This window comes from Campylobacter hyointestinalis subsp. lawsonii (genome assembly GCF_013372165.1).
GTDB lineage: Bacteria > Campylobacterota > Campylobacteria > Campylobacterales > Campylobacteraceae > Campylobacter > Campylobacter lawsonii.
This window is the reverse complement of record NZ_CP053828.1, coordinates 1711490-1733551: the sequence shown is the minus strand read 5'-3', so window position 1 is coordinate 1733551 and position 22062 is coordinate 1711490. Positions and strand designations below refer to the sequence as shown.

Genomic DNA, 22062 nt, shown 5'->3' with positions numbered 1-22062 from the left:
TATGGAATATAAATTTAACAACTACTATGAGATGCTTAATAGCTCAGCTTCTTTACATCCTAAAAATATAGCGATTTTCTCAGAAAAAGCAAAACTATCTTATAAAGAATTAAAATTAAAAGTAGATCAAACCATAACTTTTTTACGAGATAATCAAATAGCTAAAAATGACAAAGTAGCTATGATAGTGACAAACTGCGAAGAATTTGTCATATCGTTTTTTGCCATCACAGCCATAGGAGCGATCCCCGTTCCCATAAACACTTTTTTAAAAAAAGATGAATTTAGATATATACTAAATGATTGTCAAGCTAAAATGCTGATAGTCTCAAACTCTCATTTAAAAGAGATAGATGGCTTAGAGATGTCATCTTTAAAAGTAGTTGTGATCGGTGAATTTAAAAATAGTGAATTTAAAAATAGTGCTTATCAAAGTTTCAAAGACGCTTTTTATAAAGCCATAGATAAAGATTTTGTTTCACCCGTCAAGCTTGAAGACACTGCTAGCATCATCTATACTTCAGGAACTACTGGCCATCCAAAAGGTGCAGTTATCAGCTATAAAAACGTATTTTCAAACATACTTGGCATAAATGAGATATTTAGCATAACTCACAAAGATAGGTTTATCGTTTATCTTCCTATGTTTCATAGCTTTACGCTTACTGTTATGGTTATAATGCCTATATATAGTGCAAGTGGTGAAGTTATCGTTAAATCCGTATTTCCATTTCCAAATGTTTTAAAACAGACTTTGCTCAAAAGAGTAACCGTATTTTTAGGAGTTCCTGCTATTTACAGCGCTATGGCAAAAGCCAAAATTCCGTGGTATTTTAAATGGTTTAACGCCATAAGATATTTTGTATGTGGCTCAGCTCCGCTGGCTCGTCAAACCATAGAAGATTTTGAGCGAATTTTTCCACGTGCCAAACTTCTTGAAGGATACGGGCTTAGCGAGTGCTCACCGCTAGTAAGTGTAAATCGTCCCGAAAATAAAAAAGTCTCAAGTGTAGGGCTTCCGCTTCCAAAATTTGACGTAAAAATAGTAGATGATGAAATGATAGAAGTAAAAACAGGGGAAGTTGGAGAGATCATCGTAAAAGGTGATAACGTCATGCAAGGATATTTAAATAATCCTACGGCTACTGATGAAGTGATCATAAATGGCTGGCTAAGGACAGGAGATCTTGGAAAAGTAGATAGCGATGGATTTTTATATATAGTAGATCGCTTAAAAGATCTCATCATCTCTAAAGGACAAAATATATATCCTAGAGAGATCGAAGAGCTCATCTACAAAATAGAAGAAGTTCAGGCGTGTGCGGTGATCGGCATAAAAGACGAAAACGAAGATGAAGACGTGGTTGCGTTTATACAGCTAAAAGAAGATATGGTCTTAAGCGAAGCTAAAGTCAAGGCTTTTTTAAAAAATCATCTTGCAAATTTCAAGATACCAAAACATGTTTATTTCGCAGATGAATTACCAAAAAATGCAGCTGGCAAAGTTTTAAAAAGAGTTCTGAAAGAAAATATCAAAGGCAAAATAAATTGAAATATCTAAAAGATTTTTTAGAAAATAATACAAATTCGGAGATTTTCACGATTTTAGAATGCGATAAAGATGAGATCAAAATCTTGCAGTACATGACAAATCACTACATAAATGGAGTTAGCTCAGCTACTGTATTTGACGTGCTTAATGCTATTTTTAAAGAAGAAAATTTAAAATATTTAGAATACATATCTCAGATAAAAAATCTGATCGATATGGGCTATTTGGTACATAATTTTTCATTTTTAAAAGAAAACGTCAAACAAAAATCATCTAAGCTAAGTATGCTTTATAACGAAATAGAGTTAAGCGAACAATTTTTAAGACTACTTGAAGATGGAAAAACTATAAATTTAATGCCTGCTAATGAGCCATATAATGATCACTTAGAATACCTAAAAGATGAGTTTTTACGAGTAGAGCTTTATCAAAAAAGGTTAAATAATCACAGCCAAAACGCCAAATCAAAACTAGATAAAAAAATAAAAAATTTAGAAAGTATCATCGAAGATCGCCTAAAGATCAGTAAAATTCATCTAGCCTGTGAGCAAATTTTTAAAGAAAATAGTCTCAATGAAAAAGAGCAGATAATATTTCTAGCGCTTTTAAAAGAGGAGTATAGTGGTGAGTTTGAAACGCTAAGAGATCTAAATACGCTAGTAAGCTTAGTCAGCAAAGACGATATGGAGCGGATGAAAAACAGAAGCTTGCTTGAAGAAGGCTCAAATTTACTTGAAAACGCGCTTATCGATTATGACGAAGTTTTAAATGCTTTTGGAAGCGTAAGCAGGAGTTTTTTTATAAATGAAGATATATTACAACTAATCATGCATCCTCAAAACTCTAAAAAAAGAAGAAAACTTAAGCTAGAAACGATGGTAAGCAAGAGCGATATATTCGAACTTATCGAGCCAAGCAGCGACTTAAACGACGTAGTTTTAAACGATCAAACCAAAGAGCTATTAGATAATATCCTAAAACAAACGGATAAAAAAGTAATAAATAGGCTAAATAGTTGGGGCATAAAGAGTCAAAAAAGCGTATCGGTTAAAGTCATATTTTACGGAAGTCCTGGAACTGGCAAAACAATGAGCGCCTTAAGTCTTGCAAAAAGTCTCAAAAAACAAATTCTTAGCTTTGACTGCTCAAAAATACTAAGCAAATACGTAGGCGAAAGTGAGCAAAACGTCCGTAAGATCTTTGATACATATAAAGAAATCTGCGCAAAAACAAAAACAGAACCGGTCTTACTGCTAAATGAAGCCGATCAATTTTTATCAACGCGCACGGACTCTAGTAGTGGAAGCGATAAAATGCATAACCAAATGCAAAATATTTTTTTAGAACAGATAGAAAAATTTGAAGGTGTTCTTGTCGCGACTACGAATTTTATGCAAAGTTTGGATCACGCATTTTCGAGAAGATTTGATTATAAGATAGAATTTAAAAAACCAGATCTAGCAGCAAGGCTAAAAATTTGGCAAAAGATCATCCCGCAAAATGCTAGTTTTGAAGAAGATTTTAGTTTAGAAGAGTTGGCTAAATTTGAACTAAGCGGAGCCCAAATAGTTCTTGTGCTAAAAAATACTGCTCTTAAAGTGGCTTGCGATGATGAGGGAATCTTTACTATGGAAGCTTTTGAAAAAGAGATAAAAAGAGAGCTAAGCTCATCTTTTGGAGAAGATAAAAAAGTCGGACTTTTATAAAAATTAAGCGACCTTAGTATCATTTACTTATCTTATTTATATGACAAGCTCTTTATGTATGACTTAAAAAGGTGGCGGTAAATTTGCCTATAGATAGGATATTCTATGCTTTATTCTATTCATAACGCCGAGTTCGTTGCAGCTTATCACATCTCCACCATCACAAGCAAGTTTAAAGTGCTTAGCTGCTTTTTTATAGTCGTTATTTTCAAAGGCTACAAAACCATCTTCATAATCACCGCCAAACGCCATAACTATCCCAAGCAGACAGATCAAAGTAGCTTTTTTCAAATTTAAACCTTTGTGATATTATTTATATTTTATACTTTATTTTGTTAAATTTATCTCAAACAAAACAGACCGATCAGCTAGCCATAACTCTTAATTTTTTAGATTTTTTTAGTTTCGCTTCATCTCTAAAAATAGCTCTAACGGTGTCCATACCGATATAAAACTCTTTCATCAAAACAACAAAGATATAACGTCCAAACTCGGTTAATTCTATAAAATTTCCGTTTATTTTGATAGCATTTGTAAGCTTCAAAAGTAGAATTTCTTTAAATAATGCAGTTTTTAAATTCGCACCGCAAGCCGCATTAAATTTATCCACATCTATCTTTCCGTCAAAAAGTTCGGTTAAAAATAGATATTTTAGTCTTTCTTTATATTTAAATTTACATTTAGCTATCGTAGCACTTGCTTTTGCGTTAATACGCTCACTATAATCATCAAGGTTGAAAGCATTTATAACTAGCTCGCCATCTAAAAAGCTAAAAGCTCCACTTCCAACACCGACATATTCGTGGTTGCTACTTACATATTCATCTTTTAGACTTAGGCTATTTTTTGAAAAAGACCAAGCGTTATTAGGACAATACTCTTTAAACTCAGCACGTATCAGCTCGTAAAATTCACGTTCAAAGTCGTTATTGCTTACACCAAGACTGGCGGCTATCTTATCTTTTGTTAAATTTGATTTCATCAAAGGATAAAATGTGATCTGCTCAGGATCCAAGCTTTTTGCAATAGTAATATCGTTTAAAAGAAGCTCCTTGGTTTGAAAAGGGAAATTAAAAATAAGATCCAAACTAGTAACTGGAAGTATGCCTATGGCTGCGCTTAGTTTTTCTTGTAGCTCTTTTGATGAACCGAATTTATCATATCTTGCAACCTTTTTTAAGATATCATCGTTAAAACTCTGAACACCGATACTAAGCCTATCAATGAGTCCTTTAAAACGAGTGAGATTTTCAGCTGCTATGTGATTTGGATCTGTTTCTGCAGAGATATCTTTTATATTAAAAAGATTTTTAGCGTGCTCAAGTGTTTTTATAAGCTCGTCTTCGTTTATCAAAGTAGTTCCGCCACCAACATACATAGAGCCAAAGTCATATCCTGCGTCTTTCATCGCAGTCATTTCAAGCCTTAAGCTTGCAAAGTATTTTTTAGCCGCTTCCTCATCATAAGCGTATTTATGAAATGAACAATACGGACAAAAAGTATGGCAAAAGGGGATATGCGCGTATAGCATATATTTTTTATCCGGATTTGGAATTTTTTGAAAATCGTTAGTTAAAATGTCGATATTAAGCTCATTATATAATGATTTTTGCATGGAAAGAGCAGCGTATTTTACGCTTGAGTTTTGAATAAAACTTAAAAAACTCATCTCATTAATCCTTTATCTATTATTAAATATAAATTTTAATAATATCATATTAGAATTAATAAGATGAAAATTGAGAAAATTTAGTCTAACTTTACCAAAGCTTTTATGATTTCGACTAATTCTTCTTGACTATTTACTTTTTCTAAATTTACTAAATATTTTCCTTTTACTACAAAAGCAGGAGTTCCGCTGATCTTAGCTATAGCTAACCCATCATCAAATCTTTTTACAAAGCTCTTGCCTTTTTCACTACTAGCATAGTCTAGTATATCTTGTACGCTCACATCTGTTTTAGTAGCTTCTTTTATGGCGTTTGCACCAACTTCATAAAATGCTTCTTGAGTGCCCCATCTTTGTCTATATTTAAAATATCCTTCAAAATACGCTTTCATAACTTGATGATAAGCCGACTTTTCATTTAGCGAGTTGTTTATAAAATTTTTCTCATCGATCATTTTTGCATACGCTAAAACCTCAGCTATTTGATAGCCAAATTCTCCCATCTGCTTTACTTGCCACTCTTCGTATTTAAACTCTGGCAAAAACTCTGATACAAACTTTAATGTACCAATTTTAAAATGGTTATAGCAGTGAATACAAGCGTAGCTAAAAAGCTCTATGATTTTATCATCAGCACCTTGTATAATCTCACTACCTTTTAATTTTGTATATTCTACGCCCTCTGTGATCGCACTTAAAGTAGTGCTAAGAGTAAGCAAACTTACGACTACTAATTTTTTAAATTTAAGCATTTTAATCCTTTATTTTAAGTTTTTAAAGCTAAGTGGTAAATTTAACCCAAGCTCTTTTACAAGTTTTATAGTTGCTTGAAGATCATCTATGCTCTTACTTACAACTCTTATCTCTTCGCCTCTGATACTAGCGCTCACTTTAATCTTTGAATCTTTTATCGCCTTTGTTATGGTCTTTGCACTCTCTTTATCTATCGTATCATTGAGCTTTAAAGTGCATTTTGTATTTGCTCCACTTGCACTCTCTCTTTTTTCTTCACTAATGGCTACAGGCGGAATATCACGCTTTATGAGTTTGCTTAAAACTATATCTTTTAAAGCATCGATCTTGTTGTCGCTTGAGCTAAGTAAAGTTATGGTTTTGTCTTTTTCATTTAACTCTATCTCAGCTTTTAGTCCTTTAAAGTCAAATCTAGAACCAACCTCTTTTTTAGCGATTTCCAAAGCGTTTTTGACCTCCATAAGATCAACACTTGCACTTATATCAAAACTATGTTCGTCAGCCATAAATCATCCTTTTATAAAATCTTTGATATTTTTTACTATTAAATTTAATAGTCTTTTCCTAGCCTCTACACTAGCCCAAGCGATATGAGGCGTGATGAGAAGTCTGTGTCTGTTTTTGACATTCAAAAATGGATGATTTTTTTTCATAGGTTCAGTTTCTAAAACATCACTTGCAAAGTAAATTTCACGCTCATCGATGAGTTTTGCCACTGCTGTTTCATCTACTATCCCGCCTCTGCCATAGTTCATAAGAGTAGCACCATCTTTTAAATTTGATAAGGCTTTTTCATCAAAAAGTCCCTTTGTGTTTTCATTTAATGGGGAATGTATGCTTATGATATCTGATTTTAAAGCTTCATCAAAGCTTACTTGTTTGAATTCATTATTTTGATTTAAACCGCTAGTTGAATAATAACTCACAACGCATCCAAAGCTTCTTGCAATATTAGCTACTTTTTTACCGATCTCACCAAGTCCGATTACACAAAAGCTTTTGCCTTCTAGCTCAAAAATCGGCTTATTTAAATGCACAAAAATAGGACTAGCAGCCCAGCCATTTTCACGCTTACAATACTCATCATAATAAGCGACTTGATTTCGCAGCGTCAAAAGCGACGCAAAAGTTTGCTGTGCCACACTCGCAGTCGAATAACCAGCTACATTTTTCACAGGGATATTTGCTGCTTTTGCTGCTTCTAGGTCTATATTATTCACCCCAGTTGCGCTTACACAAATCAGTTTTAAATTTGTTTGTGCGATGACTTCTTTGGTTATTAAAACCTTATTCGTGATGACTATATCAGCGTTTTGTAGCCTTTGAATGGTATTTGAAGGATCTGTCTTTGGATAGCTTGTAAAGTCAAACTCACTAAAATATGAACTCAAGTCTATATCTCCGCCAAGAGTATCAGCATCTAAGCAGACGATTTTTAAACTATTTTCTTTGCCCATTGAATATCCTTTATGTTTTGGTTGATTATATCAAATTTAATTTAAAAAATATTATCAAATTTCTAACTCCAACGCCTAAATATATCGTGTTCTATGCCAAGCAGATCAAGCCACTTACCGATTATAAAGTTTTCCATTTCATCTAAATTTTTTGGGTTTGAGTAGTAGGCTAAAACAGGTGGCGCGATGATAATTCCTAAGGCTGATAATTCGCTCATTTGGCGAAGAGATATAGCCGAAAATGGCATTTCTCTAACAGCCAAAATAAGTGTTTTGTGCTCTTTTAGCATAACGGCAGCCGCTCTTGTTATGAGATTATCTGCCAAAGAGCAAGAAATTTTAGCTAGAGTGTTGATGCTACAAGGCGCAACTATCATCTTATCAAATTTAGATGAACCACTAGCTGGGCTTGAATAAATTTCACCATTTTGATGCGTGATAACATTTGAATTTAGATCATCTGTATCAAAACCTTCTTTTTCCATAGAAATTTTTGCATTTTCACTGATGATGAGATGAACTTCGTGACCTAAATTTGATACCATATTTGCTAGATTTACACCCAAATTAGCTCCACTAGCTCCTGTTATACCTACTAGTATTTTCACTATTTTATCACGTGTCCGACGAATTTTGAGTAATTATCAAGTACTACGCCACCTTTTCTAAAACCAAGCGCGCAACCCTCATAAGCAAAAAACACACCTGCTTGATAATTATCGCCCTTGCCGTCTTTGTTAAACTCTACAAATTCTTGATATAAAAATTTACTATTTTCATACTCTCCGCCGTTTTCATACTCTACATTTGCATTTTCATCAAGTATGGCTACATTTGCTCCTTCTCTTGCTAAAAACGGCTTTTTGACCTGTTTTTTATGAGTAAGAGGCTCAAAACTACTCTCTAGCAAAAGAGGATGATTTGGATATAGATCCCATAGGATTTTCATAATCCCTTTACTTTGAAATAAAAGAGTATAAGCCGGATTTAAAATAATCGCTTTTTGATTATTTATAATATTTTTTAAGATAAGGGCCAGCTCCCCTTCTTCAACGGCGATATTTTCCCACGGGATCAGCTTAAACCAATATTCGTAATTCTTGCCGTTAAAAAAGATACCATCCTCATCACTAAAGCTAACTTCATCGACATAAGCAAACTCAGTCTCAAATCCAGCTTCATTTGCAGCGCTTTGCAAAAGTCTAGTTGTATTTTCATCTTCGCTGTTTCCAGCAATACTTGAAAATAGTATCTTCCAGCCCTCATAATGCTCATCAAAGCCACTAGTATCTTCTTCTAACGTCACCAAACGCTTAAAGTTTTCACTCAAAGCTTCGAAAAGATTATTAAACTGTCTGCTCTCATCCATATTATTAAATTTAAGCATAGCCCACTGCACTATTGCCGTCTCAAACACGTTTGTAGGCGTATCTGCGTTAAACTCGATAAGCTTTATAGGCTTACCATCAAGTCCGCCTGCAAGATCAAATCTGCCATAAATATGCCAATGCACATCATTTTCCCAGCTACTTTTTATGATATCTATAAGATTAAAAGGGATACCTAATTCATGGAAAAGATTATTTTCTATGACGTGCTCAGCAGCAGCTATAAACATATCATAAAGCTCATTTGCTGCTTTATAATAAGCCTCGCACTCAGCCTCGCTTACTACTACTAGCTCATCTGCGATATAGGGCGTTTGATCAGGATCTGTATGCCAACTAAAACCTATACTTTCTAAATACTCATTGCTAAGCGGTTCTATCTTTTTTAAATTCAATATAATTCCTTAATCTAAATTTTATAAAGTGCAGTTTGGCTTAAACTTCTTTGCTTATTTTTATAGCTTTTTGTAGAAGTTTGTCTTTAGCTTTATCGTCCAAATTTCCATATATCAGCTGATTCATAATCTGCATAAAATCAAATACTTTAAACATATCTCCATCTTTTTTGATCTTATCTTCCAAACTATTTATCAAATCTTGTAATTCTTTAAATTTAGCGTCGCTTTCAGTTAAGAATTTCTTAAAATCATCACTTTTATTTGCTAAACTTTTACTTGTATAGCTCTTAAGAAGAGCATTCATCTGATTTGAAATTTGCATCTTGCCTCCCTTTTAGCCTCCGACTGAAGTTCCTGATGACGCAGCTTTACTTCCACCGCCAAAAAATCCACTTTTTGATGAGGTGGCTTTTGAACTTGAAGTAGACGCCTTATTAAAACTATTTACGCTTTTGTTATACGCAGATGGATTTTTATATGCGGTCTGTCTTTGATTTTGATATCCAGGAGAGTTAAAGAGCTTGCTTCCTATCCAACTACCGATAATAGCGCCAGCAGCACTAGCTAAAATAGTCTCGCCTAAGCTCATTCCGCCACTGCTCACACTTGCGTTTGTTAGATTGCTAGTTCCAGCGTCTATTTTTGCATTTTCTTCTTGCATAAGCTTATCTAGCTCTGCCGCACTTAAAAGTCGCTCTTGCATCTGTCCATTTTCACCAGGCTCACGTAAGAAAACACGAGTTTCATTGCTAGGAAACTCATCTGCTATCTTATAACTTCCGTCGCTATTTTTTTCTACAAAAACGGTTGCGCCTTGCTTATTTGCAGCTTCATTTATGGCTCCGCTACCATTGCTAGAACTATTGCTTTCATTGCCACAAGATGCTAGACCAAAAACTAAAATCGCACTCAAACCACTAATCTTGCCTATATCTTTTAATGTTTTTATATGTTTCAAATTTTCTCCTTTAATCTATCATAATCCAAATTTGATCTTACATAGATAATTCCGTTTTCAAATTTAATAAATTTCTTTTTACCTATACATTTTAACAGATAAATTTGAAGTTTTTTTAACTTTTTTTCTTTTATTTTTAAATTTGATAAAAATTCACTCAAACTAAGCCATTTTTTACTTCCTATCTCTTCAACCTCGGCTTCTATCATTTGCGTATCATCAAGAGCCTTAAAAGAACGCCCAGCCATACTTAAAACAGCTCTTAGTCTCTCGTCGCTACTTTGATATGCGGCTTTTAGCTCTTCTATTTTTGTTATGATGATCTCTTCTTTTTCTTTGATTAGTTTATCTTTTTGCTCTAGCAATCTCTCATTTTGAAGTTTCAAAGACGCTATTTGAGATAATAAATATTTCGTAAAATTATCTGTTTTTTTAGGTTTTATAGGTTCATCATCTAAAATCACGTATTTAACGCCGTCTTTTTCCTCGCTTTTAAGTGATTTTCTTCTTATGCGGTTGTAAATAGCCTCTTTTGTGATACCTAAAATTTGAGCTGCTTCATTTATAGGAACTCTTTTCATCTATAGCCTTAGATAGTGGTTTAATTATTATAAAAAAATTTTACTAAAAATCTCGTTAAACTTTATATATAGCGTTTGATAGGCAATTTAAATTTATGTGAATTTATCTAATTTTTAGCTTAAATCATATTTTAGTGTATTGATATGATGGTTGTGAATTTTAGAAAAAGTAAAAAAGTTATAAATCAAAACTAAAGAATATTTATAAATAATATCTATTATCATAATTTTTAAATAATTTATAATAAATACTATCAAAATATATCTAAAATTTAAACTATTAATTTTAGATATATTACAATTGATATTTAAATTATATTTAATCTTTATGACGAAATTTAGGTTTTAGTCTAAAGTATGTCATAAAAATGCCACTCATTGCTATCAAAGCACCAAAAAACGATACTACGCAAAATATAAACTCACCGATATTGCCAAAAAATCTACCCGAATGAAGTGCTAAAATAGTCATACTAACTTTCTTGCGCTCACTCATTTGCATGGCGGAATTTACTTCTTTGAATCCACCATCAGTTGTTATTTGGGCTAATTTTTTTATGCCTCCATCCTCATACGCAAACGTATAAATGCCCTCTTTGGTTTGGGTTATACTTAAGCTTTTGTTATAATCTCTAAAATGCTCTTTAAATTTACTCAAAACTATTGTAAAATCATCTTTTGCAAAACTATTTTCTATGATATTTACCTCTTTTTTATGAGCCATTCTTGTTTCACTATTAGGAACGCCAAAAGCTCTATTTACCAAGTTATTTATCCATTCATAAGACCAGTAAAGCCCAGTTAAACAAATGAAAAGAAAAATAAGCCCAAAAATCACTCCAAAAACAGCGTGAAATTTATAAAAAATCATCTGCTTTTTAGCATGAAAGTTTATACTAAAAGCCTTTATTGTGCTGTATTTAAGATGAGGAAAATATATATAAAAGCCACTTATTACCAAGACCATAAAGCCTATGGTAGTGAGTGCAACTATGTTTTTACCGAGCTTTTGTAAATCAAATTCGCTAAAAAGAAGCCACCTATGAAGCTGCCTAACAAAGCGGTTAAATTTATTGCCGTAGTCCTGCCCTAAAATTTCACCCTTATCCGATACAAAAAGCGTTAAATTCTCTTTTTCTTTTAGTGCTTGTATTGTGTAAAATTTCTGGTTTCTCTCATCAAATTTTACCGAGATTATCTCTAAATTTGGGTTTTTATCTCTAAAATTTAATATCAAATTTTCAAAATCAGGATTTAGAATTTCACTCTTCGTATCTTTTAGCATAACTTTATTTATCAAATTTGCAATTTGCTTATCATAAGAGATAAGAGAACCGCTAAGAGCAACCAAAATCAACGGGATAAAAATTATAAATCCTAAAATTAAATGCAGATTAAAAATGTATTTTTTCTTTTTAAAAAACAAAGTTCCTCCTTTAATAAAACCATAATTAGATAAAGTTAGCGATTTTATATCTCGCTAACTTTAAATTTACAAGTATTAAAAATTATGTTTATAACTCAGCCAAAAAGCCCTACCTTCAGTATAATCTTGATATTCATTAGCATATCCTGTTGGATTTCCGGAATTTGTATATCCTGTAGCTACTGGCTTAAAATAGTCTTGATCAAATAAATTTGTTATAACAAAACTCAAAGATGATTTTTGATCTATTTTATAGCTAACTCCAAGATCGGTTGTATAAAAATCTTTATATGTCTGAAATGGTAAAGGTCTGTTTCCACCACCTTTTGATTTTGAAACAGTATCTAGTCTGGCTTTTTGTCTTATGTATGATTTCCATTTGCCTATTTCATAGTTTAGCTTTAGCATAGCCGTATGTTTGGCTATGTTTTCTACTCTATCACCTCCATAAACATTTGTCTTACCATCTTTATAACGCTTATCAAGATACGTATAGGTTCCATCTAAGCTAAAACCTTGGTATGAATACGTGTTGAAATAAAACTCTATACCTTTTGCTCTAGTTTTACCTTGATTGACAACATAGCTACAACCTCCTGTGTAAGAACAAATTTGACCATTTGGAAGCGTAGCGAATTGATTATAGCTATCTGTAGCTATCTCATCTTTAAAATCTGTCATAAAAAACGTTAAGCCATATTTTAGGTATTTAGGTATAACAAATTCAGCACCGATTTCATAGTTAGTGCTTGTTTCTGGACTAAGGTTTGGATTACCATATGTTGCTGTAGTAGAGCTATAGCTATAAATTCCATTTGTTAATTGTTTTGCGGCTGGAGTTTTATATCCTTTTGCAACACCACCTTTTAGCGTAACTAACTCATAAGGGCGATAAACTAAGTAGGCTCTTGGAGTTACTTCAGAGTCAAATAGATCGCTATAAATATATCTAAGACCAGTTGTAAATATCAAATCTTCAGTAATGAAATATTCACCCTCGCCATATAATGCTAACGTAGTTTGGTCTAAATCTTTTCCCTTAATCGCTTGATTTGCGTTATTAGAACTATTGTTAAATACTTCATAGTCAGCTCTTGCACCAAATGATCCAATGATAGATCCAAAACTACTAAGATCAAAAGGAATAACTGCTTTTGACTCAGCTACGTAAATATCACTAGAGATATCGCTTCTGTCGTAAGTACGACCATACTGAAAATAAGTATTTGTAGAGCCGAATTTATAATCTCCATCGTGATTTAAAACAATATTGTCTTTGACGATAGTTCTTTCACTTTTGATAGCTTGATTGCTTGTTGATTCTACAGAGATATCATTTATATAGCGTTCTAAATCAAGATAAATATTATTTTGCCCATCTAACGTCCAGTTTAATCTACCACCAAAACCAGTTGTCGTAAATGCGCCGGGACTATGACTTGCAATCTGATAGTTTTCGGGTCTTTGAGTATCTTGACCACCACCACCTCTTCCAGCTATCCAAGGCGACTGCGGCCAAAGCAAATTTGACTCTTCTTTAGAGTAGTATTTACCTCTAAGACTAAGCGATAGAACATCATCGATAAGCGGAGTTGCCACATATCCATTAAATCCGCCCGCATTTCCGTATAATTTTTCGTGCTGCTGAAGCTGCGTACTCAACTCTATACTAGCCTCTGGTTGGTTTGGATTTTTCTTTGTGATGATATTTATAATACCACCAACAGCGTCTGAGCCATAAAGCGTGGAAGCCGGACCTCTGATAATCTCAACTTTTTCTATCATAGATGCTGGTGGAATATATCCGGACTCGCTTCCACCAAAACCGTTGTCGTAAAACCCATTTGCAACGCTTTGACGCTTTCCATCTATTAGAACAAGCGTATATGTGCTACCAAATCCACGTATGCTATAGTCGTAAGTTCCTGTTTTATTCATAGTAACATCGACTCCTGGCACATCTGCTATCATCTCTCCTATATCTTTAAAAGGCTTGTTTTCAAGCTCTTCTTTTGTGACTACAGATATACTTGCGGGGGCATCTGTCATGGACTGTTCAAATCCGCTTGCACTTACGACTGACTTATCTAACGTGTAGCTATCATCTGAGTTTGCAAATAAATAAGATGAAAGCAAAACTAAACTTAAACTTTTTGTAACAAAGCTACTGTTAAGCATTTTTTTCCTTATAGTTTTTTATTGATTTTGAAATTTTATTATTAATTTGTTGAATTTTTTATAAATTTTGATAATAATTTTTAAAATTATATATAGTAGTATTAATTCAATAATTAATATCAATAAAAATTTATAAGCTTATATATTGATATTAATTTTAAATTTATTTTTATTTGAATATAATTATCAAAAAATTAGAGATTAGGACTAAAAATGCAATTCTTAAAAGAGTACATAGACATTATTATATTCATAATACTTGGATTTATGGCTTTTATAGCCTTATGGTGCGTTATAGAAAGAATCTTATTTTTAAGAAAAATAAATTTCGACGACTATAAAAATCAAAATGAATTTGAAGATAGCATAAGTGAAAATTTGACTACTTTATATATCATATACTCAAATGCTCCTTACGTCGGGCTTTTAGGAACGGTCATAGGCATAATGATAACGTTTTATGATATGGGAATGGTAGGAAATATAGACGTAAAATCAGTAGTTTCAGGGCTCTCTTTGGCCTTAAAAGCAACTGCTCTTGGGCTTTTTGTAGCGATACCTAGCCTAATGGCATACAACGCTTTGCTTAGAAAAATAAATTTGCTATCAAGCAGATACGCTTCAAGGATAAATAGTGATAAAATTGCCTAAAAACGAAGGGTTAAATATCATTCCATTTATCGATATAATGCTGGTTTTACTCGCTATAGTACTTAGCGTATCTACTTTCATCGCGCAAGGAGAGATAAAGATAAACCTACCAAAATCGCAGTCTGCTGCAAGTCTTAGCGATGAAATTAAAAAACTTCTCATAACAATAGACGAAAATAATAAATTCTATTTAGACGATAAAGAAACAAGCATAGATGATATAAAATCTAAATTTGAAAATCTAAGCCTTGATACTTTTGTAGAGCTAAAAAGCGACAAAAATGCTAAATTTGAGAGTTTTATACAGATAATAGATCTATTAAAACTCAAAAATCACGATAAATTTCAAATCATCACAGAAAAAGAGCAATGAGATACATTCGTCCATATTTTAACCACAAGCTTCAAGCATTTTATATCACTTCATTGCTATTTATGCCTATGATTTTTGCATTTATACAATTTGCGACTACTATTAAATTTGAACAGCAAAAAAGCGATGAAATTCTACTAAGTATAAAGCAAATCACGTTAAATAAATCATCATCGCTTTCAAAGTTTTCAGTAAAGCCGCCTGAGCCTGAGCCCATACTAGAACAAGTAAAACCTATACAAAAGATAGAGGAATTTAAAAAACCAAAAAAGATAAAAGCAATCAAACCGCATCATATAAAAAATAAATTTAAAAAACCAATCATTGAAAAACCCATACCACAAAAACCTACAACCATAAATGATCAAAACCAAGCCATTAGCACTGCCCAAACTAATACGCAAGAGCCTACAACCAAAACAGCCGAGGCTACAGAACAAATGCAAACATTATCTTATGGAAATAGCGACGATCCATTTTTAAAAGAGTTAAAAACCGCGATAGATAGAGCTGGGATTTATCCTAGGATCGCTCGTAAAATGCGACTTGAGGGCGAAATTTGGCTTGAGTTTATTTGGACAAAAAATTCAAAGCTCGAAGATCTTAAGATAACCAAAAAATCAAGTCACGATATACTTGATAAAAGTGCGTTAGAAACCATAATCAAAGCTTCAAGAAACTTCCCCAAACATCATAAAACCATTAAAATTCAAGTACCGATCATATATAAGATCAAGTAACCTAAAACCTTGCCAATTGCACCACAATAATGAAGTGCGAAAAATTATTAATAAAATAAAATTTCAACTCGCATTTAGGGCTTTTATTAGGATTTGACTAAACATATTAAAAATAAAGTAAAATATCCTAAAAATCCATTATTACCAGCAAAGAAATTTTACTTTGCCCAGTAGTTTAAAATCAAATTTATTACTATTTTTAGCTTTTGATTTTATCTGATATTTTCGCCACGCTCTTTTAAAAATGCCCTAGCTTATAATCCAAAATGAGCTTTTTTATACACCCAATCCAAAATACTTATCAAAGAATTTCAATAATTTTTCGATTATTGCTTGTTTTCTTTCATTTCTATTGTCGCCGTTAAATCTACCCATAGGCGGTAGTATTTTTTCTATATCTGTTCCTATTGTTTTGACCTGACCATCTCTAAAAGAGTTATCTAAAAACTTTCTTGTCTCGCTCTCTTTTAAATTTTCATCTTTTATTAAATTTTTTAGATCACTCTCCTTTTGTTCTTTGACAAATTTAGCCCAATCTGTCATTACATCTGTATTTGTATTAATTTTATTGATAAATCCATCAAATTGTCAATATTTACCTGAAACAATTTTTGAAGAAACACCAAATATTTTAAATATCATAAAGAAAAATTTAAATAATGATAAAATTCAAGATCTCATTGCTGGTAGTGATACAACAATAAAAAGCAAGGCTTTTAATGATGCTAATATTTTAGCACACTATGGGATAATCCCTACTCAAAATAAAATTTCATCACAATTAACTCAAGATGAATTAGTTGTTTATAATCTAATTGCTAAAAGATTTATTATCCAATTCTTTCATCCTAGAGAATATCAAACTACTACAATTAATTTAGAAGTAAATCAAAGAATTTTTACCGCTACTCAAAACAAGACAACAAAAAGTGGTTTTAGAAGTCTTTGGCAAAATGTAGATGGTGAAGAAGAACAAGAGAATAATGAAAATAATACAAACGATTTATTTAACTTAAAAATGGTGATATTGGAAAATCTCTTTTATACAAATTGAAAAAAGCAAACAAAGCCACGCCATTACTACACTATGATAATGCTACTTAAAGATTTAAATAGTGTCGCAAAATATGTGTCTGATGAAAGAATTAAAAAATTGCTAATGAAAAAAACAAAGAAAAAAAGGCGAAAGTGGTGGTATAGAAACACTTGCAACAAGATTTAATCATATAGAAACCTTAATTGAAAGAGAGCATATAAAAGTAAGTAAAGATAAAAAACAAATTATCAAATCCACTAAAAATGGTAAAGATTTAATTAAACTTTCTCCAAAATCACTTATTACTCCTGACATGACAGCGTTGTGGTTTGAGCAACAAAAAATGATAGAAATATCAGAATTAAGAAGAGAACAGTTCTTAGAAGAAATCACAAAAGAAGTAATTAGTGAAATTCAAAGAATTGATAAGAATCAAGAATTTAAAATACTAGATAATGAAAACAAACCAAAAATTCAATGCCCACAATGTAATAAAGGATTTTTACAAAGAATAAAAAGTAAAAATGGTAATAGTTGGTAGTGGGGTTATAGTGAATTTAAACAAGGTTACAAGGCTATGTATTATGATGATAATGGAAAACCTAAAATAATAAATGTATAATATTAATAAATATTAATTAATTTTAATATTAAGAAAATTGTTGAAATAATTAAATAACTTTAAACACAATGTTATTTATTTTTCGATACAATATAAAATTACTTGATAATTTATAAAAAGATTAAGGTATATTATATGAACGAAATTTTTAAAATTAATATCAATGAAATTAATGAAAATCCATACTATTTTTCTAAAAAAAATGAATATGATGAAGATAAGAAAAAATTAACTAATAATATAATTGAAGAATGTTATAATCCTCGATATGGATCTTTTGATGGAAAAAAAATGCAAGATCGCTTTTTTCCTCAAATTTCACAGACAAGTGTATTTTTATCTCATTCATACAAAGATATAGAAAAAGCTTTAAGTATAAAATCAAAAATTGAAAGTGAATGTAAAAATATAAAAGTTTTTATTGATTCTTTATATTGGCAATCTGTATATGATGCTGAAATAAAGCTCGCTGAACAATATAATACTAATACCGTATTAAAACATTTACATATTATGATTACGACAGCTATTGCTCAGATGATACAATCTAGTCGATATTTTATTTTTTTTGAAAGTGAAAATAGTATTGCAGACATTAAGCATAATAAAACTACAGAATCCCCTTGGATTTATTTTGAATTAGAAATTGCAAATATGCTCAATCCAAAAGAAATAACACTCGGTCTTGAAAATTTATTAGAAAGTTCTCAAGAGAATAAAAAAATACCAATGAGATGTTTTTTTAATATTGATGATATTATTAAAAATATGAACGAAATAAAGTTAAATGAGTTATTGTATAATTTAAGATGGAAGTAGAAAATAAATTAAAAATTCTTACCGAAGAAGTAAAAAATTTACAAGAAATTATAAAAAGAATGGCCACAAATTCTTTAGAAATAAAAAAATGGACAGTAGCTTTAGTTATAAGCACTTTAATCTTAAAATTTGAATATAAATATATAGCTTTTATTCCTCTTATTGCTTTTTGGATTTTAGATTCTTATTATTTAAGACAAGAAAGATTATTTAGAAAACAATATGAGGAGATTATTGCTACGAGAATGCATAGTGATGAAAATTTTTTTAATGTAAATCCAGAAAAATATAAAAAAGATGTTAAATCAACTTTTAAAATTTGTTTTTCTGTAAGCACACTCCCATTTTATGGTAGTATATTTATTATCTTAATATTTATATTTACTTGCAATCATTTTAATTTACCTTTTTTTCATCCATAAGGCTTAAATTTAATTTTTTAATAAGGTGTGGTTTTGTCTGGAGTAACTAAGCATATTTTTGAAAAAGACATAAAAGATATACTTCATATGTGGAATTATCAACTTAAAACTATTGCAAACATTATCCAAGATTAACAACAAAGATTAAAAATGTCTATGTAAGCATCAATCCATAAAAGATAGAACTATTTTTAGATCTATTAGATCTTTTTTAGATCTTAGTGACAAGCTTGCTCTAATGGCTTTATCGATTGAGTTTCGTATCTCTTGGTCTTTGCAATTTGATTTATGGTATTTTGCAACTAGCATCAAAATATAATCTATATTTACCTCTAGTTGCCTTACAAGCTCCATCTCAAATACCTCATCGTCTATTTTTTTATCCAAAATAGCGAGTTTGGTAAGTAGTTCGCTAACCTCTTGTGGTGTGTAGAACTCTCCACCTGATTTACCAGCATTTGATGCATACATAGACATCAAAAACTCATAAGCATCTCCAAATGCGTCTATATTGTTATCCTTATAATTGCCTAAATTTATCCCAGCTATTCCATCTAATATTTTTAGAAGTTTTTCATTTCTTTTAGCAACTGTGGCACCTAGCTTATTGCTATTGACATCTATATCATCAAATAACCCAGAAAAGTCATCTTCACTCTGCGTGCCTTTGGCGGAGTTTTCGATATTGTTAAATATCATTTCTAAATATTCATTTAAATTATCTTTTATATTTTTAGTTTTACCTTCGTTATCTGTGAATGTAGCGGTATCGCTTTTAGCTGATTTAATCACATTGCAAAACAACTCTGAAGGACGAATGAAAAACCCTTTCTCTGTGACAAGATTATCCCTTTCTAATTCGGCCTCGCTATCTTCTAAATTCGCATAATCAAAAGTGGTATCGCCTGTCGCTTCTCTCTCCCCTTCATTTATATAATTAGCTATATTTTCTGATATGTATCTATAAAACATAACACCTAGCACATACTGCTTAAAATCCCATCCATCTACTGAACCTCTCAAATCATCAGCGATGGACCATATCGCTTTATGTAATTCTTCTCTTTGGTGGTTGCTTGCCATTTTGATTACCTTTAAATTTGATTTTTGATAGCGTTTTTTGGTTTGTATTATATATTCTCATTGATTAAATTACAATATTTTAATGCGATTTTGTGCGAATAGGTGTTGTGGTGGTTGGCGATACTGCGACGATATGTGGTGGAATTTGGTTGGTGGTGGCTATCTTTGGCGGCGGAATATGAGGGCTGCTTTTTGGGTCGGCAATGGTGGCGTGGGTTTTGGACGCTGCGGTGCTGTGGTGGCGGTTGAGAAATTTAAATTTAGCTAATCTTATTAGACGACGGCGGAATTTGGGGGTTTGCGTGGTGGCAGTTGCTATGACGATGTCCGTGAAATTTCGCGGGTGGTTGGTCGCCCGAATTGGGCGATTGTTGGGCGGTGGTGGCTTAAGGATGGATTATAAATTTATTTAGATATTTCTAGGATTTTTCGGCCATTGATATCTTGGATTGGGCGGTTGTTTTGACCTATTATATTAGTAAAAAATTTAATCTGTTCATCTGAAGCAAAGGCATTGCCACGATTTATCAACCAGATCACACCCTCAGAGCATGGTGGCGTAGTGAGTGAGCCAACTAGCTTAATATAATTTTGAAGATTTTTTACTAGGTCGCTTAAGGCTAAATTCGCTAGTTTTCTACTCTCTCCAACCTTAGTAGGTGCGTCCGCCCAAATCTCTTTAATCACAGGATTTTCGCCACCTTTATCAAACATAATCGCCAATACCAAAAGCTCCCCATCACTAGCCTTATGAACCAAATGAGCCACCATAGGATAGTGCTTTTTATCAAAAGTATATTCTGATGGCGTGTGAAAATGCATCTGTAAAAGCTCGAATTTTTTCTCTTGAAATGTTAGGGTGCTACCTGGATTGAAGCTCACTTGTAAAGTGTGTCCGTTATTGATAAGCTCTTTTGGGCTATTTTTATAATCAAATATAGGCTTTTGTAGCGTGGATTTCGTAGTTTGAGCTATATCAATTGGCGATTGATTTTTGCCATATTTACAGGTGCGAAATTCATCCGCCAAATCTCCCCAATGCTCTGGCGATCCATCACCACTATAACCCCAATGTGGCGTATCGTGATGAGTATTAGAACCACTCGCACCAATTAAAAAACCAAAAAGCAAAATAGCTAAAAATCTCATAATTTCTCCTTGGAATGAATTTAAAATAATTTAATTAATATAATTTAATTTAATTATATTAATTAAATTATTTTTATAATAAAAATCAGTTATTATACTCGCCTTAAACATAAATTTTTCTTAATATTTATATTTTTATGCGTGGCAAATATCATTAATTTAAATTTGATGTTTGATTTGGAATTTGATTTAGCTTAATCTAGTATAAAGTTGCTATTTTGTCTATTGTGATTTCATCGCCATTAAATGATATGAAAGGGATTTTAAACTAAATTTAAAATGAATTTTAAAAATCATTTTAGAAATTTGAAAATTTATATCTGATTATTAGCTTTTGGCCTTGTGGTGGTGGCGTGGTGGCTTTTAGCTAATTATAATATTGTATAGCTTTTCATTTTATTATTACTTTAGAATTTTGTATTTTTCTTTTGGGTATATTTTTTAGTGAAAACAAATGAAAAAATATCAAAATAAAAGCTTAATTTATTTTATAATGTGATTTCAAGGCTTTTTGGTGATTTGTGAAAGTTTAAGAAAAGTGATAAAAAGTAGTAATGGTGCGGACGAGAGGACTTGAACCTCCACACCGTAAGGCACCAGATCCTAAGTCTGGCGTGTCTGCCAATTTCACCACGTCCGCGTAAAAATAAGTGGTACGCCCAAGAGGATTCGAACCTCTGGCCTACGGCTTAGAAGGCCGTTGCTCTATCCAGCTGAGCTATGAGCGCATAGCTAAAATAAATAACAAAAAAGCTGCAAAAAACTCAGCAAAACTAAAGTGGCGCGCCCGATAGGGGTCGAACCCATAACCTACAGATCCGAAGTCTGTCGCTCTATCCAATTGAGCTACGAGCGCATAAAGGATCTATCAAATGGGGTGAGCGATGGGAATCGAACCCACGACCCTCAGGACCACAATCTGATGCTCTAACCGACTGAGCTACACTCACCAAATGGTCGGGGTGAAAGGATTCGAACCTTCGGCCCCTTGGTCCCAAACCAAGTGCGCTAACCAGACTGCGCTACACCCCGAAGCGTGAGTATCACTACTTTAAATTAAGAGTTGAAATTATATCTACTTTTTTATGTATTGTCAATTAA

Annotated in this window: 22 protein-coding genes, 5 tRNA genes and 1 pseudogene; 8 read left to right on the top strand and 20 right to left on the bottom strand. The window is 32.2% G+C overall.

Annotation, left to right across the window (positions count from 1 at the left end; all coding sequences use genetic code 11):
* Window position 1 precedes the first annotated feature (1 nt).
* Together CHLWT_RS08960 and CHLWT_RS08955 are read left to right on the top strand one after the other, a co-directional pair.
* Complete coding sequence (locus CHLWT_RS08960; protein WP_112000433.1) at window positions 2–1552, top strand: fatty acid--CoA ligase; 1551 nt, start codon at window positions 2–4, stop codon at window positions 1550–1552.
* A complete protein-coding gene (locus CHLWT_RS08955) occupies window positions 1549–3258 on the top strand; it encodes an ATP-binding protein (RefSeq protein WP_112000432.1) in 1710 nt (569 codons plus the stop codon). The genes CHLWT_RS08960 and CHLWT_RS08955 overlap by 4 nt, the downstream gene beginning before the upstream one ends.
* Window positions 3259–3345: 87 nt before the next feature.
* Here CHLWT_RS08955 and CHLWT_RS08950 read toward each other — a convergent pair whose 3' ends face one another.
* The 12 genes from CHLWT_RS08950 to CHLWT_RS08895 all read right to left on the bottom strand — a co-directional run bounded on the left by CHLWT_RS08950 (window position 3346) and on the right by CHLWT_RS08895 (window position 14066).
* Entirely contained in the window at window positions 3346–3549 is a 204-nt protein-coding gene (locus CHLWT_RS08950) for a hypothetical protein (protein WP_112000431.1), read from the bottom strand.
* Between the two features lie 73 nt (window positions 3550–3622).
* The gene (locus CHLWT_RS08945) at window positions 3623–4927 is read right to left on the bottom strand and encodes a coproporphyrinogen III oxidase family protein (RefSeq protein ID WP_112000430.1); all 1305 of its coding nucleotides are present in this window, start codon (window positions 4925–4927) and stop codon (window positions 3623–3625) included.
* Between the two features lie 80 nt (window positions 4928–5007).
* The gene (locus CHLWT_RS08940) at window positions 5008–5679 is read right to left on the bottom strand and encodes a thioredoxin domain-containing protein (RefSeq protein WP_111971041.1); all 672 of its coding nucleotides are present in this window, start codon (window positions 5677–5679) and stop codon (window positions 5008–5010) included.
* Window positions 5680–5688: 9 nt separating this feature from the next.
* Window positions 5689–6186, bottom strand: a complete 498-nt coding sequence (locus tag CHLWT_RS08935) for a YajQ family cyclic di-GMP-binding protein (RefSeq protein WP_059432994.1) — start codon at window positions 6184–6186, stop codon at window positions 5689–5691.
* 3 nt (window positions 6187–6189) lie between these two features.
* A complete protein-coding gene (locus CHLWT_RS08930) occupies window positions 6190–7137 on the bottom strand; it encodes a D-2-hydroxyacid dehydrogenase (RefSeq protein WP_112000429.1) in 948 nt (315 codons plus the stop codon).
* 62 nt (window positions 7138–7199) lie between these two features.
* A complete protein-coding gene (locus CHLWT_RS08925; protein ID WP_112000428.1) occupies window positions 7200–7745 on the bottom strand; it encodes a UbiX family flavin prenyltransferase in 546 nt (181 codons plus the stop codon).
* Window positions 7745–8923, bottom strand: a complete 1179-nt coding sequence (locus CHLWT_RS08920; RefSeq protein ID WP_112000427.1) for a glutathionylspermidine synthase family protein — start codon at window positions 8921–8923, stop codon at window positions 7745–7747. The genes CHLWT_RS08925 and CHLWT_RS08920 overlap by 1 nt, the downstream gene beginning before the upstream one ends.
* Window positions 8924–8960: 37 nt before the next feature.
* The gene (locus CHLWT_RS08915; protein ID WP_063998871.1) at window positions 8961–9245 is read right to left on the bottom strand and encodes a hypothetical protein; all 285 of its coding nucleotides are present in this window, start codon (window positions 9243–9245) and stop codon (window positions 8961–8963) included.
* A gap of 12 nt (window positions 9246–9257) precedes the next feature.
* Complete coding sequence (locus CHLWT_RS08910) at window positions 9258–9881, bottom strand: UPF0323 family lipoprotein (protein WP_063998872.1); 624 nt, start codon at window positions 9879–9881, stop codon at window positions 9258–9260.
* A complete protein-coding gene (locus CHLWT_RS08905; protein WP_111985756.1) occupies window positions 9878–10462 on the bottom strand; it encodes a DNA-binding protein in 585 nt (194 codons plus the stop codon). The genes CHLWT_RS08910 and CHLWT_RS08905 overlap by 4 nt, the downstream gene beginning before the upstream one ends.
* Before the next feature lie 319 nt (window positions 10463–10781).
* Window positions 10782–11888: a PepSY-associated TM helix domain-containing protein gene (locus tag CHLWT_RS08900; protein WP_170253193.1), complete on the bottom strand. Its 1107-nt coding sequence runs from the start codon at window positions 11886–11888 to the stop codon at window positions 10782–10784.
* Window positions 11889–11963: 75 nt separating this feature from the next.
* A complete protein-coding gene (locus CHLWT_RS08895) occupies window positions 11964–14066 on the bottom strand; it encodes a TonB-dependent receptor domain-containing protein (RefSeq protein ID WP_112000425.1) in 2103 nt (700 codons plus the stop codon).
* A gap of 213 nt (window positions 14067–14279) precedes the next feature.
* Between CHLWT_RS08895 and exbB the strand changes: the two genes are divergently transcribed.
* The 3 genes from exbB to CHLWT_RS08880 are packed head-to-tail and all read left to right on the top strand — an operon-like array spanning window position 14280 to window position 15830.
* Window positions 14280–14717 carry a TonB-system energizer ExbB gene (exbB, locus tag CHLWT_RS08890; protein ID WP_104064118.1) on the top strand — a complete coding sequence of 146 codons (438 nt, stop codon included), beginning with the start codon at window positions 14280–14282 and terminating at the stop codon, window positions 14715–14717.
* On the top strand, window positions 14701–15090 hold the full coding sequence (gene exbD, locus CHLWT_RS08885) for a TonB system transport protein ExbD (protein ID WP_059434175.1): 390 nt from the start codon (window positions 14701–14703) through the stop codon (window positions 15088–15090). The genes exbB and exbD overlap by 17 nt, the downstream gene beginning before the upstream one ends.
* Window positions 15087–15830 (top strand): energy transducer TonB, encoded by a 744-nt coding sequence (locus tag CHLWT_RS08880; protein ID WP_112000424.1) that lies wholly within the window; start codon window positions 15087–15089, stop codon window positions 15828–15830. Before exbD ends, CHLWT_RS08880 begins: the two co-directional genes overlap by 4 nt.
* 276 nt (window positions 15831–16106) lie before the next feature.
* Here the strand turns inward: CHLWT_RS08880 and CHLWT_RS08875 are convergent, their stop codons facing one another.
* Window positions 16107–16373: a type I restriction endonuclease subunit R, EcoR124 family gene (locus tag CHLWT_RS08875; RefSeq protein ID WP_112000423.1), complete on the bottom strand. Its 267-nt coding sequence runs from the start codon at window positions 16371–16373 to the stop codon at window positions 16107–16109.
* Window positions 16374–16404: 31 nt separating this feature from the next.
* On the opposite strand from CHLWT_RS08875, the pseudogene CHLWT_RS08870 reads away from it, so the two are divergent.
* The 3 genes and pseudogenes from CHLWT_RS08870 to CHLWT_RS08860 all read left to right on the top strand — a co-directional run.
* A pseudogene (locus tag CHLWT_RS08870) lies at window positions 16405–17488 on the top strand (DNA topoisomerase); the annotation flags it as partial.
* 135 nt (window positions 17489–17623) lie between these two features.
* Complete coding sequence (locus tag CHLWT_RS08865; RefSeq protein ID WP_112000422.1) at window positions 17624–18307, top strand: toll/interleukin-1 receptor domain-containing protein; 684 nt, start codon at window positions 17624–17626, stop codon at window positions 18305–18307.
* Entirely contained in the window at window positions 18298–18729 is a 432-nt protein-coding gene (locus tag CHLWT_RS08860) for a hypothetical protein (RefSeq protein ID WP_111949313.1), read from the top strand. The genes CHLWT_RS08865 and CHLWT_RS08860 overlap by 10 nt, the downstream gene beginning before the upstream one ends.
* Before the next feature lie 165 nt (window positions 18730–18894).
* Here CHLWT_RS08860 and CHLWT_RS08855 read toward each other — a convergent pair whose 3' ends face one another.
* The 7 genes from CHLWT_RS08855 to CHLWT_RS08825 form a co-directional block, all read right to left on the bottom strand.
* Window positions 18895–19812: a type I restriction-modification system subunit M gene (locus CHLWT_RS08855; RefSeq protein WP_112000421.1), complete on the bottom strand. Its 918-nt coding sequence runs from the start codon at window positions 19810–19812 to the stop codon at window positions 18895–18897.
* A 405-nt stretch (window positions 19813–20217) separates the two neighbouring features.
* Window positions 20218–20961 (bottom strand): carbonic anhydrase, encoded by a 744-nt coding sequence (locus tag CHLWT_RS08850; protein ID WP_112000420.1) that lies wholly within the window; start codon window positions 20959–20961, stop codon window positions 20218–20220.
* Window positions 20962–21516: 555 nt separating this feature from the next.
* Window positions 21517–21601, bottom strand: a tRNA-Leu gene (locus CHLWT_RS08845).
* An 11-nt stretch (window positions 21602–21612) separates the two neighbouring features.
* Window positions 21613–21689, bottom strand: a tRNA-Arg gene (locus CHLWT_RS08840).
* Between the two features lie 51 nt (window positions 21690–21740).
* Window positions 21741–21817 (bottom strand) — tRNA-Arg (locus CHLWT_RS08835).
* Between the two features lie 17 nt (window positions 21818–21834).
* Window positions 21835–21911, bottom strand: a tRNA-His gene (locus tag CHLWT_RS08830).
* A 4-nt stretch (window positions 21912–21915) separates the two neighbouring features.
* A tRNA-Pro gene (locus CHLWT_RS08825) sits at window positions 21916–21993 on the bottom strand.
* Window positions 21994–22062 lie beyond the last annotated feature (69 nt).